Raw genomic sequence first — 22,218 nt, 5'->3', positions numbered from 1 at the left:
GCGACATGAGCGTCCTGCAAGCAACGCAGGGAGAGGACGTTTTTGAATGCTCTGCTGACCTATTAGTTCCGCAGGCAAAGCTCTTTGGATCTGATCGACAACACCACCCTGAACCGGCCTTTGACTGCGCGGTGCCCAGGAGTCAAGAGTGCTGACCCTCCTGCTGTTCTCTGCAGTCCCACGATCGAAAGTTGCTGCAGCTGTAAGCGTTGCCGAGGAAGGGGTGCTCCCCTATCCTACTCTCAAAACGATGGAAGGCCCGGATGAACGCGCTGACGACAACCGAGGGTCAGAGCAATTTGCCGCGATACTTCGCGCAGGTTTTTGCTAAAGCCCATGGAATGAAGGCGGGGAGGATTACCTTCGTGCTGCCCGACGGCCGCCGGTTCCGGGCGGATGGCGTGCAATCGGGACCCATCGCAGAGCTGCACGTGCATGATCCCCATATCTTTGCGCGGCTGATCCGCGAGGGGCAGTTGGGGTTCGCGGAGGCATATCTGGACGGCGGATGGTCGACGCCGGATCTACAAGCTTTTATGGATCTTGTTCGCGCCGCTGGCGGCGACATCTACGATGGTTTTCCGGGCATGGGGCTGATCCGGCTCCTGGAGCAGACACAGCACGCGTTCCGCGGGAACACGCGATCTCAGGCGCGGCGCAACATTGCTGCTCACTACGACCTTGGTAACGACTTCTATCGGCTTTGGCTCGACGACACGATGACTTATTCTGCGGCAATGTTTGCGACCGGTCAGGAGAGTCTGAAGGCGGCGCAAAACGCCAAATACGCGAGCCTGATCGATGAAATAGGTGCCGAGCCGGGCGACCACGTGCTGGAGATTGGCTGCGGTTGGGGCGGCTTCGCCGAATACGCTGCGGCCGAGCGTGGGCTGCGGGTTACCGGGCTCACCATCAGCCAAGCACAACATGATTACGCACGGGAGCGCATCCGGCGCGCTGGTCTCGACGACCATGTCGACATCAGGCTCCAGGACTACCGGGACGCGCGCGGCAATTATGACGGCATCGCCTCGATCGAAATGTTTGAGGCTGTGGGTGAGCGCTACTGGCCGGTTTACTTCGACACCGTCCGCGAATGCCTGAAGCCCGGGTGCCACGCGACATTACAGATCATCACCGTTCCCGACCGCCGCTGGAAGGTCTACCGCCGCGGCGTCGATTTCATCCAGAAATACATCTTCCCAGGGGGCATGCTTCCCTCTCGCAGCGCGCTCCTCGCCGAATTTGAGCGAGCTAACCTGCGGTTCGTCCGCTCAGTGGAGTTTGGCGACAGCTACAGCCAGACACTCCGCCACTGGCACAACACGTTCAACGAAAACTGGAGTGAAATTGCCGAGCAAGGCTTTGATGAGCGATTTCGGCGGACGTGGAATTTCTATCTCACCTCCTGTGCCGCGGCCTTTGCGGTTGGGAACTGCGACGTGACGCAGATCACGGTGAAGCGGCCAGTTTGAGATAGCCCCCGCGAGTCGCGTAGGGCGCCTCTACCACGCTGCCGCTCCGCCGCTGGTCGGAAAAGATCATCGGTGTTACCCCATGATATTCATCTGCCAGAGTTGAACGTGGCGGATTGTATATCATCTCGCGAGGACACCGATGCTCAGCCGCCTTTACACCCTCTGGGCGACCCTCCGGACCAGCTTATGGTTTATACCCACGCTCATGGGGGTCGGCGCGATCGGGCTGGCAATCCTGGCCCTCAAGCTTGATGCCAACGTGCCGGAGGAACAGGCGCGGCGATTCTGGCTCCACAGCGGCGGGCCTGAGGACGCCCGCAATCTGCTGTCGACCGTCTTTTCCTCGATGGTCACGATGGCGTCACTCGTCATATCGATCACCATGGTGGTGCTGACGCTTGCGGCAAGTCAACTTGGTCCGCGACTCGTTCGTAATTTCATGGGCGATCTCCGCACACAGCTCGTGTTCGGCATCTTCTTGATGACCATCATTTACTGCCTGCTCGTACTTCGCACCCTTAACAGCGGACTCGCCAACGCCGCGGTGCCGCACATCGCGGTGACACTCGGCACTGCGCTGGCCCTGATAAACCTTTTCGCGCTGCTGTTTTTTATTCATGTCCTGGCTCGGTCGATCATTTCCGATACAGCGATCCGGCGGGTCGACAGAGATCTCCGCCACGCGATCTCAGGTCTATTGCCCAAGGAGGGCAACAAACTCACCGAGCGGCGGTCTGCAGATGACGTACTTCCAGCAGATTTTGATGACTGTATGACCTCTTTATGGATGTCCGGCGAAGGCTACGTGCAGGCGATCGAGTATGAGCGGCTTGTCCGCATCGCAAGCCGGCACAAGGTGGTGATCCGCTTGAACTTCCGTGCCGGTCATTTCGTCATTCGTAATTCATACAGGGCCGACATTTATCCAGGGCGCCTGTTGGAACCAGATCTGGCCACCAAATTGGAGGGCGCGATCCTAATCGGCAACGAGCGCACACCGGTTCAAGACATAGAATTCGCAATGCGACACCTGGTCGAGATAGCTTTGCGCGCCCTTTCATCTGGCATCAACGATCCCTTTACTGCCATTGCCGTTATCGATCGTTTGGGCGCTTCGCTTGGCGACCTGATGCAGCGCGAACTCCAGCCGGAGGTTTTTTGCGATGAAGCCGGTGTCGTGCGCGTCGTCGGTCGTGCTCCAAGCTTCCGGGGTTTCGCGGACGTCGCATTCCACCAGATCCGGCAAGCCGGCGCTACTCACCCTGCGGTTATCAGGCACATGCTCAACATCATCGCGCGACTCGCGGTCAATGTTCGTTTATCCAGCCAGCGTACCGCTTTGCTCGACCACGCAGCCATCATCGCTGAAAGCGGCCGCCGCGGAGCGCCGGAAGCCACTGACATTGCAGATATCGAGCGCAACTATCGAGCAGCTCGACAGGCGCTAACTTTACCAGAATGCTGAAATGTCCCCACCTCTTCGCCGGCTTGGGACAGAGAGATGCGACAAGCCATGATTTTGGTGGTGTTTACAGATCGAGGAGCTCCCCCGTGACGTCGCATCTCACCCTCTCCGAGCGCCGCATCATCGCGGGTATGCTGCAGCGAAAGATCAGCGTGGCGCAGATCGACATTCAGGTCGGCCGGCACGCAAAGCTGCCTCTCCGGATCAGGAATACCCTGCCTCACGCTGATGCTTGACCGCCAGGACCACGGCCAGTTCGCCATCCACCTGATAGAGGACCACATAGCCGCTGTCTCCGAACGCGATCAGCCATTCCCGGAACTCCGGGGCCATCTTGTCGGCCGGACGCCCCACACCCGGCTGCGCGGCCACGATCTGCATTCCCTCGCGGATCGCACGCACGGCGCGGGACGCCGCCTCCGGGTTTTGGGAAGCCAGAAACCGATAGCACCGTTGGACACCCTGCAGGGCCTTCGGCGTCCAGATCAGCTGTGACATTCAGGCGGCTCTACATCCTGACCGGCTTCGAGCTGAGCCAACCAGGCGTCCGCCTCGGCGTGAGTCACATGCAGGCCGGTGGTCTGATAGGTCGCCCATGCCGTCAGCGCCTCCTGCCGGAATGCCTCGCGTTTCTCTTCACGCTCGACATACTGGGCGATGGCCTCGCGCATCAGGTAATGCGGGGTGCGGTTCTGTGCCTTGGCAAGCTCCCGCATCCGGGCATGAACTTCAGCATCCAGCTTTACGGCAACAGGGTGAACGGCAGCCATGAAGTCCTCCGGGGCAAATGAGGTATTACCTCGTTATACCATCGGGGCGCCCCGGCGCCAACGGGCATCTGGCCCGCATTCACGAACGTAGCCTTCCCGCTCGGACAAGTCTGTAGCCGACGGCAACCGAGGACCTGCATCGCCTACAGTGACATAATCGATAATTGGCCAGACTGTCATTTAGCCAGAGTGGCAGAGTATCCGGCTGCGGCCAGTGCTGCCTGGACGTTGTCCGCCTCAACCCCGCTGTCCATAGTGATTTTTCGCGACGCCATGTCAAAATCGATCTGTGCCTTGGGGTCGACCGAATGGATGGTCTTCTCAACCGTTGCCTTGCAGTGGCCGCAGCTCATATTGGGAATATTGAACGTCGTCATTCGTTTCTCCTTTTGTTGTCATATACAACAGCCCGCCGCAGGCGGAGGGCGTTGGGAATAACTGAGACGGAGGCCAGACTCATCGCCCCCCGCTGCGATCACCGGGGACAACAACCGCCCGGTAACAGGGTGCAGCAGATTGCCGCGATCGACACGCCTAGTCGGCGGTGCGGCGAGTGCCTGCTGGTGCGTCGCCGTTTTCCTCAATATCGGCGATATAGCTCTTCATTTCTGCAATTTCGTCACGCTGCGCTTCAATGATTGCGTCTGCAAGGGCCCGAACCCTCGGATCTGAAATATCAGCCCGTTCGCTGGTCAGGATGGCAATCGAATGGTGGGGGATCATCGCCTTCATCCAAGCGAGATCTTCAACCGTCTCCTGGCTTCGTACGAGCCAAAGCGAAAGTAGAAACGCTAAACCAGAGCCTATGAAAATCGCGATGTTCTTCTTTCGATCGGAGTACATGCCCAGCATAAATGCAAGCATGATGACCGCCATTACCGATCCCATATAAATCGCCATCCACATACGGGTCTGCGAGAATTCGATGTGATCGATCGAATAGGTATTCAGATACATTAATCCATACATGACGATCGTCGACGTCGCGATCATCGCGAAAAAGCGTCCATATCCCATGATATGTTTCCTTTATTCTGAGAGTTCCTTCTAAAACTCGTGACTGTGTGCAAAAGAAGGTTCCGACCGGGACCAAAACCATCCACGTCTGTGTGAACACTCAGGTAAGACGTCGTGCTGACAACGTAGTTCGCTCTGCAGCCCCGCTATTTGAAAAGCCGCGCCATCAATGTCCCAGCATGGTGACCTTGATCAGCATCCAGATGGCCATGGCGATCATCATCAGGTTCTCGGTCAGCGACACGAAGCCCAGGGGCACGTTGCTGTCGCCACCTACGCAGGCGCATTTGATCTCGCGCTTGTCGATATAGACCGCCTTGTAGACCGATACGGCACCGATCGTGCCAATGAACAGGGCGACCGGGATCGACAGCCACATCAGCGCGCCCGCAACCATCAGGACACCTGCCAGACCTTCGGCAAAGGGATAGACGTATCCGTAGCGCACCCATCTCTGCGCCAGCAGGTCATAGTTCAGGAACATGGTGGCGAAGCTGTCCACGTCCTTCAGCTTTTGCAGGGCCAACAGACACATCGCGAAGGCCACAAACCATTCCGCCGCAGCGACGGTTATCAGTGCGCCGAACGCGGCCCAGCTGGTGGCCAGGGCCATGGCGGCAGCCATGGCGAACAGCGCTATCACCGGACGGTAGGTGGTGTCGCTCTTGTCGCGAACGGTCTTTCTGAAATGCCGCCGCAGGTCATCATAGCCGCCGATCCGCTGGCCGCCGATGAAGGTCTGCGGGGTGGTCTGGACGCCATGCTGCTCTTTAAAGGCATCGACCTCGGCGCGGGTTGTCAGGTGGCGATCCTCGACGCTGTAGCCCTGGCGCTTGAGCAGATCGAGCGATTTCAGCCCATAGGGGCACATGTGCTTCGTCATGACCATCCGGTGAAGGATGGCGGATTTTGTGTCTGAATTTGTCATGCTTGACCTCAATAGCTCGCAAAGACGCGGGTCTCGGGCCCGCTCCAGAGAATGACGTCGAAGGGATCGCGGTGATCGCCCATCTCCATGCCGGGCGAGCCGATCGGCATTCCCGGAACGGCCAGGCCTGCGGCCTGAGGGCGCTCTGCCGAGAGTTTGCGGATAGCCTCGGCAGGAACATGGCCCTCGATGACATAGCCTTCGACAAGGGCGGTGTGGCAGGACCGAAGAGGCTGGGGAATGGCGTGCTGATCCTTGAATGCGTCGACGTCGTCCGCCAGGGTTTCTTCGACGGTAAACCCGCTTTCCCGCAGATGATCGATCCACGCGCCGCAGCAGCCGCAGTCAGGCGAGCGAACCACTGCGATCCGGGTTTCTTCCTGAAGCGGCGATGCGCCCAGAACTCCTGTTGCCGGAGCAAGAAGAGCGGCCAGCGAGCCGATAAAAATGCGCCTGTGGATCATGTTGCGGTCCTTTTCTTGAAACTTGAGAAGTTGACGGCCTGATGTGTGGTGCTGCCTGCCGGCTCGCCTGTTGCAACCTCCAAGCCCTGCAGGATCGGGCAGTCCGGACGCTCGTTCCCACCGCAGGAATGGGCAAGATTTTCTAGCGTGTCGGCCATGTCCTGCAGATGCACAATCTTCAGACGAAGATCCGTGACCCGCGCCTGTGCCAAAGCCTTCACATCGGCGCTGTGCCGGTTCTTGTCGCGCCAGAGGTCGAGCAGTTCGGAGATCTCGCCGATCGAAAAGCCCAGGTCACGGGCACGAGCGATGAACCTCAGCACATGAACGTCGTCCGGCGCATAGTTGCGATAGCCAGAGACCGTTCGCGCGGCGGTCGGGATTAACCCGATCTGCTCGTAATAGCGGATCATCTTGGCTGACACGCCTGAGCGGGTGGCGGCATCTCCGATATTCATAGACAAGGCTCCGTAGCTGCAACATCACGGATATGGGGCTTCCCATGATGGGAAGGTCAAGAGGCACGGCAGATCTTTTCTTCAGTATGCAGTGCGGCTCTGCATGCCAGCCGAACATGGACGGCGCGTGCCTTTGGAATAAAGCCGCACGGCTATCGCCGTGCGACTCAACGTGGGCTTAGTTGGCGTTTTCTGAGAGCCAAGTGGTCATTTGCTCCATCTCGCCGACTTGGGCTGCGATGATCTCACCCGCAAGTTTGATCATCTCCGCGTCATCACCATGCTCAAGAAGAACTTGGGCCATGTCGATCGCACCCTGATGGTGGGCAATCATCCCGCAGGCGAAAGCTACGTCGGCGTCTTCATTCATCATGCCGTCGTGCATGGCGGGCATGGTGACCATCATGCGGCGCATGTTTTCCTGAACATGCTCGGGCATGGACTCCATATCCATGCCGCCCATGCCCATCATGGCGCCCATGCCGCCTGCATTGTTGCCGTGATGGGCAGAGGCTTCGGGCATGCCTCCCATCGGCATCTCGCCCGCAGGCATTCCGGTGGCAGGGGCGTCTCCTGCAGGCATCTCGCCAGCGGCGGGCATGTCTCCGGCCGGTGCTGCCATGGCGCATTGCTCAGGCATCTGGAAGTCCGCTTCTTGGGCGAAAAGCGGCGTTGCGAGGCTGCTTGCAGCGACAGCCGCGATGATAAGAGCTTTGTAAGTGATCATTTTCGTTCTCCGATGTTCGTTTTTCCGGATCATTCCAGAATTTCAGTGATGGTCAGCTTTCCCTTCACCCGATCGACGGCAAAACGAATGTTCTGTCCCTCGCTCAGGTCATCGAGCATTTCCGGCTCTGCGACCTGGAAGACCATTTTCATGGCCGGCATATCCAGGTTCTTCAGCTCCTCATGGTCGACGGTCACCTTGCTCCACTGGGTGTCGATCTTGGTGACGGTCCCATTGGTGATGTGCGTGTCAGCCAGAGCGGCCCCGGACGACACGATCAACGCCGCAGCGGTCAAATGGATCAGGTTCATGGTCAGGTCCTCGCGGTTCAGGATTTGGTGACGTTCAGGGGGCCGTGCATGCCGGACTCGTAATGGCCCAGCATCAGACAGGCGAATTCGTATTCGCCGGCGTTCTCGAAGGTCCACAGGATCTCACCAGTCTCGCCGGGCTGGAGACGGACCGCATTCGGATCGTCATGTTCCATCTCAGGGAACCGGGCCATCAGCTCCTTGTGCTTGGCATTGGCCTCCACCGTGTCCATGACGAACTCATGATCCAGTTCGCCCTCGTTGGTGATGACGAGGCGCACAGTCTCTCCGGACACGAACGACAGCTCTGCAGGCTCGAAGATCATCGTGCCCTCCTCGGTTTCCCGCATGGTGACTTCGACCGTCTTCATATCGCCGGCAGAGGCCTCGGCGGGCGCGCCCATGGCGTACTCGTCATGGCCCCCCTCATGGGTTCCGGCGGCAATTGCCAGGGCCGGGAAAAGGGTAACAGCAGTCACCAGCATCAACGATTTCATCGCGTTTCCTTTTTGTTGCTCGATAGGGTCAGGTCAGCCCAAGCGCTTGCCGCCACGCGGCGTCAGGATCGTCTCGGGGCTGTCGTTGCTGGCATGCTCGGGCAACTCGCCCGTCCATTCCCATGCCTGCGTACCGGGAGGGTTTTCGTACCAACCCGGATCGGAATAGTCGTCAGGGGCGATGCCTTCGCGCACCTTCACGACAGAGAACATGCCACCCATTTCCAGCGGACCATGCGGACCCCAACCGGTCATCATCGGGATCGTGTTCTCGGGGATTTCCATGGACATCTCGCCCATATCCGCCATGCCGGCGGTGCCCATCGACATGTAGCCAGGCTGGTGCCTACGGACCATGTCGGTGACGCGGCTCTTGTCGGCGCCGATGATCGTGGGCAATTCGTGCCCCATGGCGTTCATGGTGTGGTGCGATTTGTGGCAATGGATCGCCCAGTCACCCAAGTGATCGGCGTCGAACTCATAGGCCCGCATCGCGCCCACGGGGATGTCGATGCTAACCTCCGGCCAGCGCGCCTCTGGCCGGACCCAACCGCCATCCGTGCAGGTCACCTCGAAATCATAGCCATGCATGTGGACGGGGTGGTTGGTCATGGTCAGGTTGCCGACCCGGACGCGGACCCGGTCCCCTTGGTTGACCACCAGAGGATCGATGTCCGGGAAGATGCGGCTGTTGAACGTCCAGAGATTGAAGTTCGTCATCTCGGCGACGCGGGGGATATAGGTGCCGGGATCGATGTCATAGGCCGCCAGCAGAAAGGCAAAATCGCGGTCCACCGGCATGAAGGCCGGGTCGCGCGGATGCACGATGAACAGCCCCATCATGCCCATGGCCATCTGGACCATCTCGTCGGCATGCGGGTGGTACATGAAGGTCCCGGACTTCACGAGGTCGAACTCGTAAACGAACGTCTTGCCGGACGGGATGCCGGGATGGCTGAGGCCGGATACGCCATCCATCCCGGATGGCAGGATCAGGCCGTGCCAGTGGACCGAGGTATGCTCAGGCAAACGGTTGGTCACATAGATCCGGACCCGCTCGCCCTCGATGGCCTCGATCGTCGGGCCGGTGGATTGACCGTTATACCCCCACAGACGCGCGATCATCCCGTCCGCCATGATCCGCTCGACCGGCTCGGCGACAAGGTGGAATTCCTTGACGTTGCCGTTCATCCGATAGGGCAGCGACCAGCCGTTCAGGGTCACGACCGGGTTGTACTCGATCCCGGTCGTGGGGCGCGGTGGCACCTGCGTATAGGGGCTGTCGGTGCTGGCGGCTTCGGGCAGATCGCGAAACCGTGTTTCCGCCTGGCCCATGTTGACGGTCAGGGCCGCAGCCCCTGCCCCGATGCCCGCACCCATCACTTGCCGACGATTCATCATTCGTCCTCTCCATTGTCACTTGCGCCACCCCAGATCGCGGCGGTGGCATCCGCCTCGGCCAGCCAGTAATCGCGCTTTGCCTCGGCAGCGCTCAGTTGGGATTCCAGACCCTCGCGGGCATCGTTCAGCAGCTCGAAGGTTGAGGTCAGCATGCCGTTGTAGCTCAGCAGCGCCTGCTCATCGATTTCCCGGCGCAGAGGCAGGACCTGATCGCGCCAATGCAGAGCGATCTGATGCTTGCCCGTGACCGCCGTATAGGCCGACCGCGCCTCGGACCTAGCATTGATCGCAGACTGCGCGAGGCTGTTCGCCGAGCGCTGGTATTCCAGCTTTCCGCGCCGGGAGATCAGGCCGCTGGTGTCGTAAACTGGAATGCTGAATGCAACGTCGACCACCGGCGAACGTTCTGTTTCGCCATCCTCGCGCTCGATCTCAACGCCGGCACCGACTTCCGCATCTGACAGCATCCGGGTTTGACCGTTGAGCCTGTAGCGGGCGGCCACCGCTTCCATTTCCAACCGGCCGGCAGCCAGATCCACGCGGTTTTCCAAGGCCAGACGCTCGATATTGGCTCTGTTCGGCACGTTGCCCGGCAGTGCCGGCAGGCTGTCGGGAACATAGAAATCGGTATCTGTGCCCCACAAACCCAGCAGGCGAACCAGCTTTTCCTTCGCCAACTGGGCCTCCAGCCTTGCCTCGGCCTGTTCGGCGGCCAGCTCTGCGGTGAACACATGTTCCCGTGCCTGATCGGCACGGCTTAGTGCCCCCGTTTCGCCAAGCTGCGCTGCCAGTTCGGATGCCGCGTCCGCAGCACCCTGAGCCCGACCAACCAGTCCGGCGGCCTCGAACGCACCGACGGCCTCGATCCAGGTCCGGCGGGTTTCATGGGCCAGCGCCAGGGTCTCACCCGCGGCGGCCAGCTGCGCTTGACGGAATTCCAGATCGGCTGCCCGCGTGCGGGATTTCTTCGTGACCATGTCCAGGATCGATGACGCCACCGTGCCTTCCACAGACCGGGAGACATCGCCACTGACCAGCCCGGACACAGAGATGCCGACGCTTGGCACCGGTCCGAGAGCCGTCTCCCACAGGTCTGCAGCGGACATGCCCAGGTCGGCATAACTGGCCTGCAGGCCGGGGTTGTTCAGAAGCGCCACCTGCACCGCCTGTTCGGCGCCGATCGTCTTGCCCTGAACGATGGCGCGCACGCGTTGCGCATGGGCCTGCCGTTCGGCCGGGGTCTGAAGCCACGCTGCCTCTGCCCCCGTCGCTTGACGCGAGATGCCGGCAACGGTCGCGAACCCTGCCCGCTCGTCGCGGGCTTTGCTCATCGTTGCCGTATCCGCGCAGGCTGTCAGCAACAGCAACGCGCCCATCGATAGTCCCAATGCCGTCTTCATTCGACACCCGGGCCTTGCGCATTGTTCAGATCGGTCCAGTTTCCCGGCTCCTGAACTGCGCGGTTTCGATAGGTGACGGCAGGACCAGCCTGCAGGGTCGAGACCGGCGACGTGGCGTCGGCTACGCCTACAAGCCCCGCAGACGTATCCAGTGGAGGCAGCGGCGCACAGGCCACCGCAAGCAGCGGCATCGCAGCCGCAAACATGAATTTCATGTGAAGATTCCGCTTTTTGATCAGAAGGATGATCGCCGCAGCCTGTTAGGATGCAGCTTGCAACGTTCGGATCAGGCCCGCGGAGGGCGGCGCAGTCCTTTGGAGACAGTCAGTTCCACCAACGGCGCCGTGCGGACAGCATCAATGGTCTGCCCGATCAGAAAGGTTTGGGCAACATCGCTGGAGGTCAGGAACGCGGTCGCAGGGCAGGCATGGGCCTTGCAGTGCGAGCCATGTCCCTCGGAGGATGTGTCTTCGTCATGCACATGGTCTTGAACCAGCACCGCTTGTTCATGGACATGGTCGGAACCACCTGCCCCGGAATGCTGGCCATGACCGTCTGATGCCTCGACCGATGCCGCTGTCAGCATCATCTCGCACTTCAGATCCATCGACGCGTTGCCAGCAGACACGGTGATGCCCATCGTGACCAGGGTCACGACGAAGAGCATAGCCAGCTGGCGCAGCACGTGGATCATGAGTGAGGTCTATTGAGGTCAAAGTTCGACATCAATGGATTTCGAGAGGCTCACGCACGAATGTTACCCTCTCGGCAGGATGTTGCTGCTTCGCGAAATGCTGCTGCAAATGCATTAGAGTGCCAACTGCAGTTGTTGCAGATCGAACGTGATCATTCAGAGCCCTACGCATAAAGCATCACCGGTACGCCCGGCTGCAGCATTGCGTAGACATCCTCGATTTCCTGATCGGTCAGGGCAAGGCACCCAGCTGTCCAATCGCGGTTGCGTGGTGCAAGGGCGTTCCCCTCCGGGCCTCGCCCGTGGAACATGATGTCGCTCCCGGCACTACGACCAAACTGTGCGGCGTAAGCCTTGTCCTGTTCGTTGGGGTAAGAAATGCCGACAGACAGGTGATACCTGCTGCGCGGGTTGAAGCGGTCGATGAAATACAGCCCCTCGGGCGTCTTTCCGTCGCCTTCAAATTGCTTGGGGCCAACCGGCTGGTTGCCCAGCCCAAAGTCATAGGATCGCAATACAGTCTGGCCGTTCAGCAGGTGCATCCGGCGTTGGCCCTTGTAGACAGCTACCTGTGTCACCGGCGGGCCGGAGTATCGCTTGAATTGCGGTGCAGGGGCTGTGCTGGGTCCTGATGATCCGCATGCAGCAACGGATGCGAGCATAGCCAGCGACGCATGTCGGCGATTAAAGGTCATCATAGAGAGAGCTCCTTGGAGATCATGCTTCAGGCCGGCGAAGCTGCGTATTGGTTAAAGATCGTGTGGCTTCCATTCTTGAGCACCAAACAGGACATCATAAGCCTCACGGCGGCTTTCCGGGCCCATTCCGGGGCTGCCATAGGGCATGCCCGGAACGGCCAGTCCAAGGGCGTCAGGGCGCCCTTGAAGCAGTTGCAAATATCTGTGGCCGGAACATGTCCGGCATCATCGCTGTGCCAAGGTGTCCCGCGCGCGGCTGATCAGAGCCTGCATATCATCCAGACTGTATTCACCGAAGGCGCCCTCGTCGCCAGCGACGAAGCTGGGCGTGCCCATCAGCCCCATGTGATCGCCCAGAAGAAAGCTGTTGGTGATGTGACGCTCCACCTGTTCGGCCTGCATGTCCCGCTGGAGGCGTGCCAGATCGAGGCCCGCCTCTTTGGCGGCCTGCATCGCGGTATCGGCACCGGCCCGGCCACGGATGCTGAACATGGCCCGGTGCATCTGCCAATACCGACCCTGCTGCAGCGAGGCGAGCGACGCGCGCGCCGCATCCTCTGAGTCCGCTCCGAAGACAGGCCATTCATGGAATACGACGCGCAGATTTGGGTCGGACAGGATCAGGCGATGGATCGGGTCGACCATCTTGCGGCAAAACGGGCAGTTGTAGTCGAAGAATTCGGTCAGCGTCACATCGCCGTCTGGATTTCCAAGGACCGGGGCGGTCGGATCGTGTTCCAGCACCTGTCTCAATTCATCAGGCATGGGATTGTCCCGTGCCGCGAGGGCAATGGTGGGCAGGACCAGCAAACTCGTGCTGGCGATCAGGAAGTTCCGACGTTGCATTCTTCATCCTCTGACAGTTCGACGCGCTCTCGCGCAGGATCGTCGAAGGCTGGCCGACCAAGCTTAAGAGTGGCTTAAGGGATGCGAGGGATCAGGCAGGTCACAACGGCAGAGCGAAGGTCACGTCCTGCCCGCCACTGCCGCTGCCGAGTTCCAGCCGCCCGCCCATACGCTGGACGGCTGCTTCGACAATTGCCAGACCCAGTCCGCTGCCATGGACCTCCCTGCCCGGACCGCGCCAGAACCGGTCCGTGACCCGGTCCCGGTCCTGGGGCCGGATCCCCGGGCCTTCGTCACGAACCCGAAACGTGACGAAAGCTCCATCGCAGGAGGCAATCAGCCTGACCGTCCCGCCATGAGGCGAGTGCTGGATCGCGTTCTCGATCAGGTTCCTCAAGGCACTGTGGACCAGGATGCGCGGCGCATGGAGCGGCGGGATCCCCTCGGCCTGCACGTCCAGGCGCACCTCCCGGGGGCGTGCCTGATCCTCGGCTTGCTGGGCGAGCTCAGACAGCAGATTGGCCACGTCCAGGCGTTCGACCGTGGCCGCATCCTGGTCGATGGCCGTGAGGTCCAGAAGCTGGCGCACCATCCGATCCGTTCGGTCGACGGAGGTGGTGATCGTCGCCAGCGCCCGGTCACGCACTGCAGGGTCGGAGGCCATTCGGGCAATCTGCGCGTGGGTCCGCAGTCCGGCCAGGGGCGTCTTCAGTTCGTGGGCTGCGAACGCCGTGAAGTCCCTCTCGGTCCGGCGAACATCGTCGAGCCGCTGGAACAGACTGTTCAGTGCCCGGCGCACCGGCCGGATTTCGCGTGGATCGCCCGCTCCCTCCAGCGGGCTCAGGTCGTCCGGCTTGCGGTTGCGCAGCGTGCTTTCCAGATGCACCAAGGGCGCAAGCCCCCGGCCGACGCTGACCCAGATCAGCAGTGCGAGCGCAGGAAAGACCACGGCCAGTGGCCACAGAAGCCCTTGCACCACATCCCCCACCAGGCGATCGCGCACCTGGATCCGGTCGCCCACCATGACCCGCACCCCCACATCGGGATTGACCACGGTAAAGACGCGCCAGGGCTCGCCATCGATCAGGGTCGTGGTGAAGCCTTCGTCCTCGGACAGCTTCGCATCGGGCGCCCCCGAAGAGGCCCCGAGCAGGTTTCCCCGGAGTGACCAGATCTGGCAGGACAACAGACGGGAGTACTCTCCCGCCCCCGGCAGCGCGATTGTGGCCTGACCTGCGCCTTCGTCCAGTGCAATGCGCCTGTCCGCCATGAGGGAACTGACCATGTTTGCCGCCTCCGCCAGCCGGGCATCGAGCACCTGCTCGACCTGCGCGCGTGTGGAGACGTTGATCCACAATGCCGCTGACAGCCAGATCGCGCTGGTGGCGAGCGTCAGAATGAGAATGAGACGCAGACGGATCGACATCAGTCTTGCGCCCCTTCCCTGGCCGGCACGCAGTAGCCCATGCCGCGCACGGTCTGGATGACCGCGCGGCCCAGCTTGGCCCGCAGGTGATGGACATGCACCTCGACTGTGTTGCTTTCGACATCCTCCTGCCACCCGTACAGACGCTCTTCCAGCTGCGCCCGCGATAGAATGCGGCCGGGATGTTCGATCAGTGCGTGCAGGATGGCAAATTCGCGTCGCGACAGGCGCAGGCAGGTGCCGTCCCGACTGGCAGTCATCGCCGCCGGGTCCAGCTCCAACCCGTTCCAGCGCAACACAGGGTTGGCCCGCCCCCCCTGCCGACGCAGCATGGCGCGGATCCGGGCCGCCAGCTCGTCAAGATCGAAGGGCTTTCCGAGATAATCGTCTGCGCCGCAATCCAGCCCGGCAACCCGGTCCCGCACCTGGTCGCGTGCCGTCAGCAGAAGGACTGGTAGCATGTTGCCTTGTGCCCGCATCTCCGCCAGCAGGTCGGTGCCCATCCCGTCGGGCAGCATGATATCGAGCACAATGCCGGCGAACTCGCTGTGCGCCAGCGCCGCGCGCGCATCTGCCAGGTTGCCCACCGTATCGGCCGTGAACCCTGACAGCCCCAATCCAACAGCCAGCCCCTCTGACAGCACCGGATCATCCTCTACGATCAAAAGTCGCATCACTGGCCCTTCCTGTCGCCCTATTAGGCGGTGTGGCGTGCCAAGCTTAAGTCTCGCTTAAGCTGGCGTCTTTAGCTGCTGCACCATGATGATGCGAACCCTATCAGCGGCGTTGGCCGCGTTGACATGCTGGAGCGCTGTTGCGATCGCACAGCCCGCTCCGCCCCTGGACCCCTCTGACGCGTTCGTGCTGAGCGTGACAGCCGACGCTGCGGACAGCCTGCAGATCGCGTGGGAGGTGCAGCCGGGCTATTACCTGTACCGCAGCAAGATAGAAGCGTTCGAAGCTGATGGTGAAGCCATTCCCCTCGTCCTTCCCGATGGCGAGGTTTACGACGACCCGTGGCTGGGGCGCGACGAGATCTATCGAACCCCGGTTGCGACAACGATCCCCGACCCTCAGGGCGAGGTCACCCTGCACTGGCAGGGCTGCCAGCAGGACGGCATCTGCTATGCGCCCCAGCAGGTGGTGCTGGAGGCAGACGGAACGATCCGCGCAGAGAACGCCGTCAAAGCCGAAGCGTTCGGATCCTGGCGCGCGGGCGGCAGTGCTGTGCAACCTGCCCTGTCCGACGGCACGACTTCCGGGGCGCAGGACGGGCTGAAGCTCGCCAAGGACGACGGCCTCGTGGCCGACCTGTCCAGTCGCGGCGGTGTGGCGCTCGTTCTGCTGGGCTTTTTCGGGTTCGGGCTGCTCCTGTCACTGACGCCATGCGTGTTGCCGATGGTCCCCATTGTTGCCGGAATGCTGACCCGCCAAGGCGGCGATATGACGGCCTGGCGCGGGCTGTCACTGACTGGAGCCTATGTTGTCGCCATGGCGGCCGCCTTCGGACTCTTAGGCGTCGTGGCAGCCTGGTCGGGGGCCAATCTTCAGGCAACGCTGCAATCGCGTTGGGCGATCGGCGTGATCGCAGCGATCTTTGTAACGCTGGCGCTGTCGATGTTCGGCCTGTTCGAGTTGCAGATGCCGGCAAGCTGGCAAGCCCGTCTGGCACGACGTCAAGGCTCTGCCGGATCATTGAGCGGAGCAGCTGCCCTCGGGTTCGGCTCGGCACTCATCGTCGGTCCCTGCGTGACGGCCCCGCTGGCGGGAGCGCTGATCTATATCGCGCAGACGGGCGACGTGATGCTGGGGGCCGCGGCGCTGTTCGCGCTTGGGCTGGGACAAGGAGTGCCGCTGCTGGCAGTGGGGGCCTTCGGTCCCGCGATCCTGCCCCGGCGCGGCGCCTGGATGGAGCGGGTCAAGATGGCCTCTGGCGTGGTGTTCCTGGGGCTGGCCATCTGGCTAGCGGGGCGCATCCTGCCCGGACCTATCGTGCTGGCCCTGTGGGCCGTGCTGCTAGTGGGTTGCGGCGTGGCGATCGGGGCGCTGGACCGGCTAGCGCCGGAGACGGGACGGAGTGCGCGGATGGCGGCGGCGGCGGGCGTGCTGCTGGTCTTTGCAGGGCTGTTGCAGGGTCTGGGCGCGGCGTTGGGCAGCGATGATCCGGCGCGGCCCCTGGCCCCTTTGGCAGGGTCGCGGCAGGCTCCGGCCGATGATCTGAGCTTTCAGACCGTGACCACGCAGGCCGGGTTGGCTCAGGCGCTGCAGGCATCCTACCCGGCGCTGATCTATGTCACCGCCGACTGGTGCGTGATCTGTCGCGCGATCGAACGCGGTCCCATGGCCGACCCGCAGGTCATGGCCGCGATGCAGGACCTTGTCCGCATCAAGGTCGATGTCACCGATTTCGGCACCGAGGCGCAGGCGATCATGGCCGATCTGGCCGCCGCCGGTCCGCCCACGCTGGTCTTTGTCGATGCCGCCCGGTCCGAGGCGCAGGACAGCCGCCTGATCGGCAACATGAGCGCCGAACGGCTGCTGGCCTCGATCCGGCAGGTGGCACCATGAACGCCATCGCCCTGGGACCGTTTGTGTTCGAGACCGGGCGACTGGCCGCCGTGCTGGCGATCATCCTGTTCACGATGATCGTGAGGCTGCTGGCGCGTCGTGGCCCGAAGGGCGCCGACAGTTGGGCCATATGGGCCGTGCTGGGTTGGATCATCGGTGCGCGGATCGGGTTCGTCGTCGCGCATTGGGACGATTTCGCGGCCCATCCGCTGGATGCGCTGGCGGTCTGGCAGGGCGGGTTCGCCCCCCGCGCGGGCTGGGTCGCGGGCGGCGCAGTGCTGCTGGTGGCGGCGCTGCGGGGCCGCCGGACGGTGCTGCGTCCGCTGCTGATCGCGGCCGTCCTGACCGGAAGCGCGCATCAGGCGGCGCTGTCGCTGATGCCACGCACAACGGTGGACCTGCCGGTGATGGAGCTGCTGGCGATGGACGACACCCCGATGCAACTGGCCGGGCGCAACCGGGTGGTGGTGCTGAACCTGTGGGCCACCTGGTGCCCGCCCTGTCGGCGCGAGATGCCGATGATGACCCAACTGGCCACCCAGATGCCTGATGTCGATTTCATCTTTGCCAACCAGGGCGAGGATGCCGCCCGCATCGCCGCCTTTCTTGCCGCCGAGACCCTGCCCGCGCAAGGCATGCTACGCGACCCCGGCAGCCATCTGATGGGCCGCCTGAACGCGGTCGGCATGCCCACGACGCTGGTGTTCGACGCCCAGGGCGCGCTGGTGCGCGCCCATACCGGAGAGATTTCGCGCGCCGCCCTACGCACCCTGATCGAGACGGCGAAGGAGCCATGATGACCCGAACCCTAAAGTCCCTGCTGGTCGGGACCGCCCTGCTGGCGCTAGCTGCCTGCCAGCCCGCGACCGCGCCAGACCCTGCCCCCGCAACGCCCGTGACCGCCCCCGTCAGCCCCGGCACGGCGGCAATGTATGCGGCCCGGCCCGACGGCGATCTGACAGTGCCTGCGATCCCGCCCTCGCTACTGACCGAGGACAAGGCCCGCCAGATCGTCCCCTACTGGACCGACCATTTGGTCGGCACGATCATCGTCGATCCCTATGCCACGCGGCTGTATCACGTTCGGGCCGACAACACCGCCATGCGCTATTCCGTGGGCGTCGGCGCTGCCGGCTACGGATTTACCGGAGAGGCGCACACCCCCTATCAGCGCGACTGGCCGCGCTGGACCCCTACCGACAACATGCTGGCCGAGAACCCCGACCATTACGGACCCTCGGCCGACGGCGTGGAGGGAGGGCTGGAAAACCCGATGGGGGCCCGCGCGCTGTATATCCACAATTCCGGCGGCGACACCTATTACCGCATCCATGGCACGCCCGACCCGCAATCGATCGGCACGGCCTCGTCCGCCGGCTGCATCCGGCTGTTCAATCAGGACATCATCCATCTGGCGGAAAACACCCGCAGCATGGCCAAGGTCGTGGTCCTCAGCCAGGCGCAGTCGGGCATGGGCACCAGGCCCCCCGGCACCGCGCCCGCGCCAGTTGCTAGCACCGCGACATATGACACTTCAGACATCACCGGAAGCACCCCATGACCGTCACACGACGCGCCGTTCTGGGCGGGGGCGCAGGCCTTGGCATCGTCGCTCTGGGCGGGATTGGCCTGTCCCGGTTCCTGCGCAGTTCAGCCCCGGACGCGGATGTACATGCAGTGCTGTTCGACCCCGATCAGCCGGTGCTGGGAAATCCGCAGGGCGACGTGACCGTGGCCGAGTTCTTTGACTACCAATGCCCCTTCTGCAAGCGCGGCCATGACGACCTGATGGCAGAGGTTGAGGCCGACGGAAACTTGCGCCTGATCATGAAAGACTGGCCGATCTTCGGCGGAGCCTCTGTCATCGCCGCCCAGATGGTGCTGGGCGGGGTCGCATCCGACGATTACCTCGGTGCGCAGGCCGCGCTGATGGCCACCCCCGCCCGCCTGTCCGAAGACGACGTTCGCAGCACGCTAAGCGCGGCGGGGTTGGACCCGGATGTGCTGCTGGGCGCCTATGGTCGCGACCGGGCGCGGTGGGATGGGATGCTCGGGCGCAACGCGCAGCAGGCGGCGGGGCTGGGGTTGCAGGGCACGCCGGCCTTCATCGTGGAACGCACCATTCATGCGGGCGCAATGGACCGCACCGCCTTGCGCAGGGCCATCGCGGCGGCCCGCGCCACGGATTAAGCCCCGCTTAAGGTCCGGCCCTCATCATTCCCGCCGGGGACGCGTCTCCAATACAAGCAACAGACAGAGGAACAGCAGATGACAGGATTATCCCGACGGCGCACGCTTGGCTTGATCGCCTTTGGGGGGCTGGCCATGCCGGCCATCGCTCGGGCGCAGACCACTCCGGATCGCAATATCAGCAGCTTTACGATGCAGAAATGGCAGGATCATTTCGACGCCTTGGGTCTGGGTGCGATTGTGGCCGACACCGGGTCGCGGGCCTTGCATTTCTGGTCGGGTGACGGGCAGACCTATCGCGTCTATCCGACCTCGGTCCCCATTTCGGACGAACTGACCAAGCGCGGGCACACGGAAATCGTACGCAAGAAGGAAGGGCCCAGCTGGACACCCACCGCCTCCATGATGGAGAGGTTTCCCGATTATCGTCCCATGGGTCCGGGCCCGGACAATCCCCTGGGCACCCATGCCATGTATCTGTCCTGGCCTGCCTACCTGATCCACGGCACCCATGACACGCGCAAGATCGGGCGCCTGTCGTCAGACGGCTGCATCGGCCTTTACAACGAGAAGATCGAAGAGCTGTTCGGCATGTGCCCTGTCGGCACTCAGGTGCGGATCATCTGATGAACCGCCTAGTGAACCGGCGCGCCCTTTCGCGTCAGATATCCTTGCAGAAGGCCTCGTAAAGGGCAGCCATCAGGACGGACAGGTCGGGATCGCTGATCCGGTAGTAGATCGTCTGGCTTTCGCGGCGGGTCTCGACCATGCCGGCCTCACGCAGCTTGGCAAGATGCTGGCTCAGGGCGGACTGGCTCAGGCCCACCGCCTGCTGGAGCGCTCCGACCGAGCGCTCCCCCTTGGCCAGCTCGCACAGGATCAACAGGCGCTTGGCATTGGCAACCAGGGCCAGGCGTCCGGCAACATAGTCGGCCCGCTCCTGCAGAACCTGCGAGGCCTGATCGTCCAAATTCATTATATTAGCCTTGACTGATTTAGTGATTGTTAATATATAACGGTGCAGGAGCGGCGAGGCAAGTGTCGCCGCCATGATTGGAGAGCGGAAATGGAGATGGAAACACAAACCGCGTTCACGCCATGGGCGTCCCTTGGCGGCGGTGTGCTGATCGGGTTGAGCGCGGTGATTGTCATGGGGCTCTTCGGCCGCATTGCCGGGATCGCCGGGATCACCCAGGGCGCCCTCGGTGGGGTGGTACCGCTGCGCGGAGCGCCGAAGGACCGGGACTGGCGGTGGGCGTTTCTGCTGGGACTGCTGGCAGCACCGGTGGTCATCATGGCGGCGGGCGGAACTGTGACGCAGACAGTTCCGCAGAACCTGTTCGCAATGGCGATTGCCGGGCTATTGGTCGGCACGGGCACCGCGCTCGGCTCAGGCTGCACCTCGGGCCACGGGGTCTGCGGGCTGGCGCGGCTGTCGGGCCGTTCCCTGGTGGCAGTCGCGACCTTCATGGCGGCAGGCTTCGTCACCGTCTTTCTTCTTCGCCATGTCCTGGGAGGAGTGTGATGCGAATTCTATGGGGTTTTCTCAGCGGGCTTGTCTTCGGACTGGGGCTGGTGATTTCCGGCATGGCCGACCCGGCAAAGGTGCTGAACTTCCTCGACCTGGCAGGCAGCTGGGATCCAAGCCTGGCTTTCGTGATGGGTGGGGCCACTCTCACGGCATTCATCGGCTACCGTTTGGTCTGGCGGCGCCAGGCACCGGTTCTTGACCAGACCTTCGACATACCCACGAACCGCAGCATCGACAGGCCGTTGATGACAGGGGCCGCACTGTTCGGGATCGGATGGGGGATCGGCGGCTTCTGCCCGGGCCCGGCCTGGACCGCACTTCCCCTGCTCGCGCCCGGCACGTTGATCTTTCTGCCAGCCTTGCTCGTTGGCATGTGGATCGGGGCTAAGGTGAAGGCATTGGGACTTCTTGACGCAAAAGGAGCAGCAACATGAGCACATCGAAACTGAAGCAGCCGGTCGTGCGCCACTCGCCGTCGCGGGGGCCAAGGAGCCCCGACGTTTGGGGCATCTATGAGCCGGACACCGGGTCGATCCAGTATATCTGCGCAGACCCGGTCACGAAGAAGGCAGCGTTGATCGACGCTGTCTGGAACCTGAACCCGAAGAACTACCGCTTCTCGACCGAAAGCATGGAGCAGGTCTTGGACCTGGTGCAGAAGAATGGGCTGAGTGTCGAATGGATCCTGGATACGCATCCCCATGCCGATCACGTCATGGCCTCTGCTCTTCTGAAGGAGCGCACGGGTGCGCCCGCAGCCATCGGTGAGAAGGCGCGCGACATTGCCGGGATCTGGGCCGACCTCTACAACTTGCCTGGCGTCTTTGATCCTGCGCGAGACTTCGATCGACTGTTCGCGGAAGGTGAGACGTTCCGCATCGGTGATCTGGAGGTGCATGTGATGCTGTCGCCCGGCCACACGCTCGGCTCGATCACCTATGTTTGCGGAGACGCCGCTTTCACCCATGACACGCTGATGCAACCGGACGTCGGCACCTCGCGCGCGGACTTTCCCGGTGGCACCACCGAGGAGCTATGGGACTCGATCCAGGAGATCCTGGCCCTGCCAGGGGACACGCGCCTCTTTGTTGGCCATGACTACGGCACCGACGAGCGTGACGAGCCGGAATGGGAGGCCACCGTGGCCGAGCACCGCGCCCGCAACCGTCACGTCAAGGATGGCACAAAGCGCGAGGACTGGATCAGGCTGCGCAACGAGCGTGACGCGACTCTGGCCCTGCCCGACCGGATCCTGGCCGCGCTGCAGATCAACCTGCGCGGTGGGCGCCTGCCTGCGGCCGAAGATGACGGCCACACCTACCTGAAGATCCCTGTCAATCGCTTCTGAG

At 62.5% G+C, this 22,218-nt stretch carries 29 protein-coding genes and 1 pseudogene; 10 read left to right on the top strand and 20 right to left on the bottom strand.

The window, feature by feature from the left end; translation table 11 throughout:
- The first annotated feature begins 263 nt into the window (after nucleotides 1–263).
- Both FA743_RS17215 and FA743_RS17210 read left to right on the top strand, forming a co-directional pair.
- On the top strand, nucleotides 264–1,475 hold the full coding sequence (locus FA743_RS17215) for a class I SAM-dependent methyltransferase (protein WP_136887306.1): 1,212 nt from the start codon (nucleotides 264–266) through the stop codon (nucleotides 1,473–1,475).
- Between the two features lie 142 nt (nucleotides 1,476–1,617).
- Nucleotides 1,618–2,943 (top strand): DUF2254 domain-containing protein, encoded by a 1,326-nt coding sequence (locus FA743_RS17210; RefSeq protein ID WP_136887305.1) that lies wholly within the window; start codon nucleotides 1,618–1,620, stop codon nucleotides 2,941–2,943.
- A gap of 204 nt (nucleotides 2,944–3,147) precedes the next feature.
- Here the strand turns inward: FA743_RS17210 and FA743_RS17205 are convergent, their stop codons facing one another.
- The 19 genes and pseudogenes from FA743_RS17205 to FA743_RS17115 form a co-directional block, all read right to left on the bottom strand.
- Entirely contained in the window at nucleotides 3,148–3,441 is a 294-nt protein-coding gene (locus FA743_RS17205; RefSeq protein WP_136887304.1) for a type II toxin-antitoxin system RelE/ParE family toxin, read from the bottom strand.
- Nucleotides 3,429–3,713, bottom strand: coding sequence for a CopG family ribbon-helix-helix protein (locus FA743_RS17200; RefSeq protein WP_136887303.1), 285 nt, complete (start codon nucleotides 3,711–3,713; stop codon nucleotides 3,429–3,431). Before FA743_RS17200 ends, FA743_RS17205 begins: the two co-directional genes overlap by 13 nt.
- 176 nt (nucleotides 3,714–3,889) lie before the next feature.
- Entirely contained in the window at nucleotides 3,890–4,090 is a 201-nt protein-coding gene (locus tag FA743_RS17195) for a heavy-metal-associated domain-containing protein (RefSeq protein WP_136887302.1), read from the bottom strand.
- A gap of 157 nt (nucleotides 4,091–4,247) precedes the next feature.
- Nucleotides 4,248–4,730, bottom strand: a complete 483-nt coding sequence (locus tag FA743_RS17190) for a DUF305 domain-containing protein (protein ID WP_136887301.1) — start codon at nucleotides 4,728–4,730, stop codon at nucleotides 4,248–4,250.
- A gap of 166 nt (nucleotides 4,731–4,896) precedes the next feature.
- Entirely contained in the window at nucleotides 4,897–5,658 is a 762-nt protein-coding gene (locus FA743_RS17185; RefSeq protein ID WP_342774417.1) for a MauE/DoxX family redox-associated membrane protein, read from the bottom strand.
- An 8-nt stretch (nucleotides 5,659–5,666) separates the two neighbouring features.
- Entirely contained in the window at nucleotides 5,667–6,122 is a 456-nt protein-coding gene (locus FA743_RS17180) for a DUF411 domain-containing protein (protein WP_136887299.1), read from the bottom strand.
- On the bottom strand, nucleotides 6,119–6,580 hold the full coding sequence (gene cueR / locus FA743_RS17175) for a Cu(I)-responsive transcriptional regulator (protein ID WP_136887298.1): 462 nt from the start codon (nucleotides 6,578–6,580) through the stop codon (nucleotides 6,119–6,121). Before cueR ends, FA743_RS17180 begins: the two co-directional genes overlap by 4 nt.
- 178 nt (nucleotides 6,581–6,758) lie before the next feature.
- Nucleotides 6,759–7,307: a DUF305 domain-containing protein gene (locus FA743_RS20810; protein WP_136887297.1), complete on the bottom strand. Its 549-nt coding sequence runs from the start codon at nucleotides 7,305–7,307 to the stop codon at nucleotides 6,759–6,761.
- A 29-nt stretch (nucleotides 7,308–7,336) separates the two neighbouring features.
- Nucleotides 7,337–7,618, bottom strand: coding sequence for a copper-binding protein (locus tag FA743_RS17165; protein ID WP_211242310.1), 282 nt, complete (start codon nucleotides 7,616–7,618; stop codon nucleotides 7,337–7,339).
- A gap of 17 nt (nucleotides 7,619–7,635) precedes the next feature.
- Nucleotides 7,636–8,115 (bottom strand): cupredoxin domain-containing protein, encoded by a 480-nt coding sequence (locus FA743_RS17160; RefSeq protein ID WP_136887296.1) that lies wholly within the window; start codon nucleotides 8,113–8,115, stop codon nucleotides 7,636–7,638.
- 33 nt (nucleotides 8,116–8,148) lie between these two features.
- Complete coding sequence (locus FA743_RS17155) at nucleotides 8,149–9,516, bottom strand: multicopper oxidase family protein (RefSeq protein WP_136887295.1); 1,368 nt, start codon at nucleotides 9,514–9,516, stop codon at nucleotides 8,149–8,151.
- A complete protein-coding gene (locus tag FA743_RS17150; RefSeq protein ID WP_246055021.1) occupies nucleotides 9,513–10,916 on the bottom strand; it encodes a TolC family protein in 1,404 nt (467 codons plus the stop codon). The genes FA743_RS17155 and FA743_RS17150 overlap by 4 nt, the downstream gene beginning before the upstream one ends.
- Nucleotides 10,913–11,131 carry a hypothetical protein gene (locus FA743_RS17145; protein WP_136887294.1) on the bottom strand — a complete coding sequence of 73 codons (219 nt, stop codon included), beginning with the start codon at nucleotides 11,129–11,131 and terminating at the stop codon, nucleotides 10,913–10,915. Before FA743_RS17145 ends, FA743_RS17150 begins: the two co-directional genes overlap by 4 nt.
- Nucleotides 11,132–11,202: 71 nt before the next feature.
- Nucleotides 11,203–11,610: a hypothetical protein gene (locus tag FA743_RS17140; RefSeq protein WP_136887293.1), complete on the bottom strand. Its 408-nt coding sequence runs from the start codon at nucleotides 11,608–11,610 to the stop codon at nucleotides 11,203–11,205.
- A gap of 164 nt (nucleotides 11,611–11,774) precedes the next feature.
- Nucleotides 11,775–12,308: a L,D-transpeptidase family protein gene (locus FA743_RS17135; RefSeq protein WP_425467205.1), complete on the bottom strand. Its 534-nt coding sequence runs from the start codon at nucleotides 12,306–12,308 to the stop codon at nucleotides 11,775–11,777.
- A gap of 26 nt (nucleotides 12,309–12,334) precedes the next feature.
- Nucleotides 12,335–12,529: pseudogene (locus tag FA743_RS17130) on the bottom strand (DUF411 domain-containing protein); the annotation flags it as partial.
- Between the two features lie 4 nt (nucleotides 12,530–12,533).
- A complete protein-coding gene (locus FA743_RS17125; protein WP_136887292.1) occupies nucleotides 12,534–13,154 on the bottom strand; it encodes a DsbA family protein in 621 nt (206 codons plus the stop codon).
- Between the two features lie 100 nt (nucleotides 13,155–13,254).
- Nucleotides 13,255–14,580, bottom strand: a complete 1,326-nt coding sequence (locus FA743_RS17120) for a sensor histidine kinase (protein WP_246055020.1) — start codon at nucleotides 14,578–14,580, stop codon at nucleotides 13,255–13,257.
- Nucleotides 14,580–15,254, bottom strand: coding sequence for a winged helix-turn-helix domain-containing protein (locus FA743_RS17115; RefSeq protein WP_136887291.1), 675 nt, complete (start codon nucleotides 15,252–15,254; stop codon nucleotides 14,580–14,582). The genes FA743_RS17120 and FA743_RS17115 overlap by 1 nt, the downstream gene beginning before the upstream one ends.
- An 85-nt stretch (nucleotides 15,255–15,339) precedes the next feature.
- Here FA743_RS17115 and dsbD point away from each other — a divergent pair, with 85 nt between their 5' ends.
- The 5 genes from dsbD to FA743_RS17090 all read left to right on the top strand — a co-directional run bounded on the left by dsbD (nucleotide 15,340) and on the right by FA743_RS17090 (nucleotide 19,965).
- Nucleotides 15,340–17,148: a protein-disulfide reductase DsbD gene (gene dsbD / locus FA743_RS17110; protein WP_342774416.1), complete on the top strand. Its 1,809-nt coding sequence runs from the start codon at nucleotides 15,340–15,342 to the stop codon at nucleotides 17,146–17,148.
- Nucleotides 17,145–17,945, top strand: a complete 801-nt coding sequence (locus tag FA743_RS17105; protein WP_136887290.1) for a TlpA disulfide reductase family protein — start codon at nucleotides 17,145–17,147, stop codon at nucleotides 17,943–17,945. The genes dsbD and FA743_RS17105 overlap by 4 nt, the downstream gene beginning before the upstream one ends.
- The gene (locus FA743_RS17100) at nucleotides 17,945–18,709 is read left to right on the top strand and encodes a L,D-transpeptidase (RefSeq protein WP_246055018.1); all 765 of its coding nucleotides are present in this window, start codon (nucleotides 17,945–17,947) and stop codon (nucleotides 18,707–18,709) included. Before FA743_RS17105 ends, FA743_RS17100 begins: the two co-directional genes overlap by 1 nt.
- Nucleotides 18,706–19,338: a DsbA family protein gene (locus FA743_RS17095; protein WP_136887288.1), complete on the top strand. Its 633-nt coding sequence runs from the start codon at nucleotides 18,706–18,708 to the stop codon at nucleotides 19,336–19,338. The genes FA743_RS17100 and FA743_RS17095 overlap by 4 nt, the downstream gene beginning before the upstream one ends.
- Nucleotides 19,339–19,416: 78 nt before the next feature.
- The gene (locus tag FA743_RS17090) at nucleotides 19,417–19,965 is read left to right on the top strand and encodes a L,D-transpeptidase (RefSeq protein ID WP_136887287.1); all 549 of its coding nucleotides are present in this window, start codon (nucleotides 19,417–19,419) and stop codon (nucleotides 19,963–19,965) included.
- A gap of 34 nt (nucleotides 19,966–19,999) precedes the next feature.
- On the opposite strand, the gene FA743_RS17085 is transcribed toward FA743_RS17090, so the two are convergent.
- Nucleotides 20,000–20,314 carry an ArsR/SmtB family transcription factor gene (locus tag FA743_RS17085; RefSeq protein ID WP_136887286.1) on the bottom strand — a complete coding sequence of 105 codons (315 nt, stop codon included), beginning with the start codon at nucleotides 20,312–20,314 and terminating at the stop codon, nucleotides 20,000–20,002.
- 42 nt (nucleotides 20,315–20,356) lie between these two features.
- On the opposite strand from FA743_RS17085, the gene FA743_RS17080 reads away from it, so the two are divergent.
- The 3 genes from FA743_RS17080 to FA743_RS17070 are packed head-to-tail and all read left to right on the top strand — an operon-like array spanning nucleotide 20,357 to nucleotide 22,217.
- Nucleotides 20,357–20,863 carry a YeeE/YedE family protein gene (locus FA743_RS17080; RefSeq protein WP_342774415.1) on the top strand — a complete coding sequence of 169 codons (507 nt, stop codon included), beginning with the start codon at nucleotides 20,357–20,359 and terminating at the stop codon, nucleotides 20,861–20,863.
- Nucleotides 20,863–21,303: a DUF6691 family protein gene (locus tag FA743_RS17075; RefSeq protein WP_136887284.1), complete on the top strand. Its 441-nt coding sequence runs from the start codon at nucleotides 20,863–20,865 to the stop codon at nucleotides 21,301–21,303. Before FA743_RS17080 ends, FA743_RS17075 begins: the two co-directional genes overlap by 1 nt.
- Nucleotides 21,300–22,217: an MBL fold metallo-hydrolase gene (locus FA743_RS17070; protein ID WP_136887283.1), complete on the top strand. Its 918-nt coding sequence runs from the start codon at nucleotides 21,300–21,302 to the stop codon at nucleotides 22,215–22,217. Before FA743_RS17075 ends, FA743_RS17070 begins: the two co-directional genes overlap by 4 nt.
- Nucleotide 22,218: the final 1 nt, after the last annotated feature.

It is taken from the genome of Paracoccus gahaiensis, from assembly GCF_005048225.1.
Classification (GTDB): Bacteria; Pseudomonadota; Alphaproteobacteria; order Rhodobacterales; family Rhodobacteraceae; genus Paracoccus; species Paracoccus gahaiensis.
This window is presented reverse-complemented; position numbering and strand designations above follow the sequence as displayed.

Bases quoted from the DNA above. Each gene is read 5' to 3' on its own strand.
- FA743_RS17205 (WP_136887304.1), bottom strand. From the start codon at position 3,441: ATGTCACAGCTGATCTGGACGCCGAAGGCCCTGCAGGGTGTCCAACGG.
- FA743_RS17180 (WP_136887299.1), bottom strand. From the start codon at position 6,122: ATGATCCACAGGCGCATTTTTATCGGCTCGCTGGCCGCTCTTCTTGCT.
- FA743_RS17125 (WP_136887292.1), bottom strand. From the start codon at position 13,154: ATGCAACGTCGGAACTTCCTGATCGCCAGCACGAGTTTGCTGGTCCTG.
- FA743_RS17200 (WP_136887303.1), bottom strand. From the start codon at position 3,713: ATGGCTGCCGTTCACCCTGTTGCCGTAAAGCTGGATGCTGAAGTTCAT.
- FA743_RS17145 (WP_136887294.1), bottom strand. From the start codon at position 11,131: ATGAAATTCATGTTTGCGGCTGCGATGCCGCTGCTTGCGGTGGCCTGT.
- FA743_RS17090 (WP_136887287.1), top strand. From the start codon at position 19,417: ATGACAGGATTATCCCGACGGCGCACGCTTGGCTTGATCGCCTTTGGG.
- FA743_RS17085 (WP_136887286.1), bottom strand. From the start codon at position 20,314: ATGAATTTGGACGATCAGGCCTCGCAGGTTCTGCAGGAGCGGGCCGAC.
- FA743_RS17105 (WP_136887290.1), top strand. From the start codon at position 17,145: ATGAACGCCATCGCCCTGGGACCGTTTGTGTTCGAGACCGGGCGACTG.
- FA743_RS17210 (WP_136887305.1), top strand. From the start codon at position 1,618: ATGCTCAGCCGCCTTTACACCCTCTGGGCGACCCTCCGGACCAGCTTA.
- FA743_RS17155 (WP_136887295.1), bottom strand. From the start codon at position 9,516: ATGATGAATCGTCGGCAAGTGATGGGTGCGGGCATCGGGGCAGGGGCT.
- FA743_RS20810 (WP_136887297.1), bottom strand. From the start codon at position 7,307: ATGATCACTTACAAAGCTCTTATCATCGCGGCTGTCGCTGCAAGCAGC.
- FA743_RS17165 (WP_211242310.1), bottom strand. From the start codon at position 7,618: ATGAACCTGATCCATTTGACCGCTGCGGCGTTGATCGTGTCGTCCGGG.
- FA743_RS17150 (WP_246055021.1), bottom strand. From the start codon at position 10,916: ATGAAGACGGCATTGGGACTATCGATGGGCGCGTTGCTGTTGCTGACA.
- FA743_RS17115 (WP_136887291.1), bottom strand. From the start codon at position 15,254: ATGCGACTTTTGATCGTAGAGGATGATCCGGTGCTGTCAGAGGGGCTG.
- FA743_RS17100 (WP_246055018.1), top strand. From the start codon at position 17,945: ATGACCCGAACCCTAAAGTCCCTGCTGGTCGGGACCGCCCTGCTGGCG.
- FA743_RS17075 (WP_136887284.1), top strand. From the start codon at position 20,863: ATGCGAATTCTATGGGGTTTTCTCAGCGGGCTTGTCTTCGGACTGGGG.
- cueR (WP_136887298.1), bottom strand. From the start codon at position 6,580: ATGAATATCGGAGATGCCGCCACCCGCTCAGGCGTGTCAGCCAAGATG.
- FA743_RS17190 (WP_136887301.1), bottom strand. From the start codon at position 4,730: ATGGGATATGGACGCTTTTTCGCGATGATCGCGACGTCGACGATCGTC.
- dsbD (WP_342774416.1), top strand. From the start codon at position 15,340: ATGATGATGCGAACCCTATCAGCGGCGTTGGCCGCGTTGACATGCTGG.
- FA743_RS17070 (WP_136887283.1), top strand. From the start codon at position 21,300: ATGAGCACATCGAAACTGAAGCAGCCGGTCGTGCGCCACTCGCCGTCG.
- FA743_RS17120 (WP_246055020.1), bottom strand. From the start codon at position 14,580: ATGTCGATCCGTCTGCGTCTCATTCTCATTCTGACGCTCGCCACCAGC.
- FA743_RS17185 (WP_342774417.1), bottom strand. From the start codon at position 5,658: ATGACAAATTCAGACACAAAATCCGCCATCCTTCACCGGATGGTCATG.
- FA743_RS17160 (WP_136887296.1), bottom strand. From the start codon at position 8,115: ATGAAATCGTTGATGCTGGTGACTGCTGTTACCCTTTTCCCGGCCCTG.
- FA743_RS17215 (WP_136887306.1), top strand. From the start codon at position 264: ATGAACGCGCTGACGACAACCGAGGGTCAGAGCAATTTGCCGCGATAC.
- FA743_RS17140 (WP_136887293.1), bottom strand. From the start codon at position 11,610: ATGATCCACGTGCTGCGCCAGCTGGCTATGCTCTTCGTCGTGACCCTG.
- FA743_RS17135 (WP_425467205.1), bottom strand. From the start codon at position 12,308: ATGATGACCTTTAATCGCCGACATGCGTCGCTGGCTATGCTCGCATCC.
- FA743_RS17095 (WP_136887288.1), top strand. From the start codon at position 18,706: ATGACCGTCACACGACGCGCCGTTCTGGGCGGGGGCGCAGGCCTTGGC.
- FA743_RS17195 (WP_136887302.1), bottom strand. From the start codon at position 4,090: ATGACGACGTTCAATATTCCCAATATGAGCTGCGGCCACTGCAAGGCA.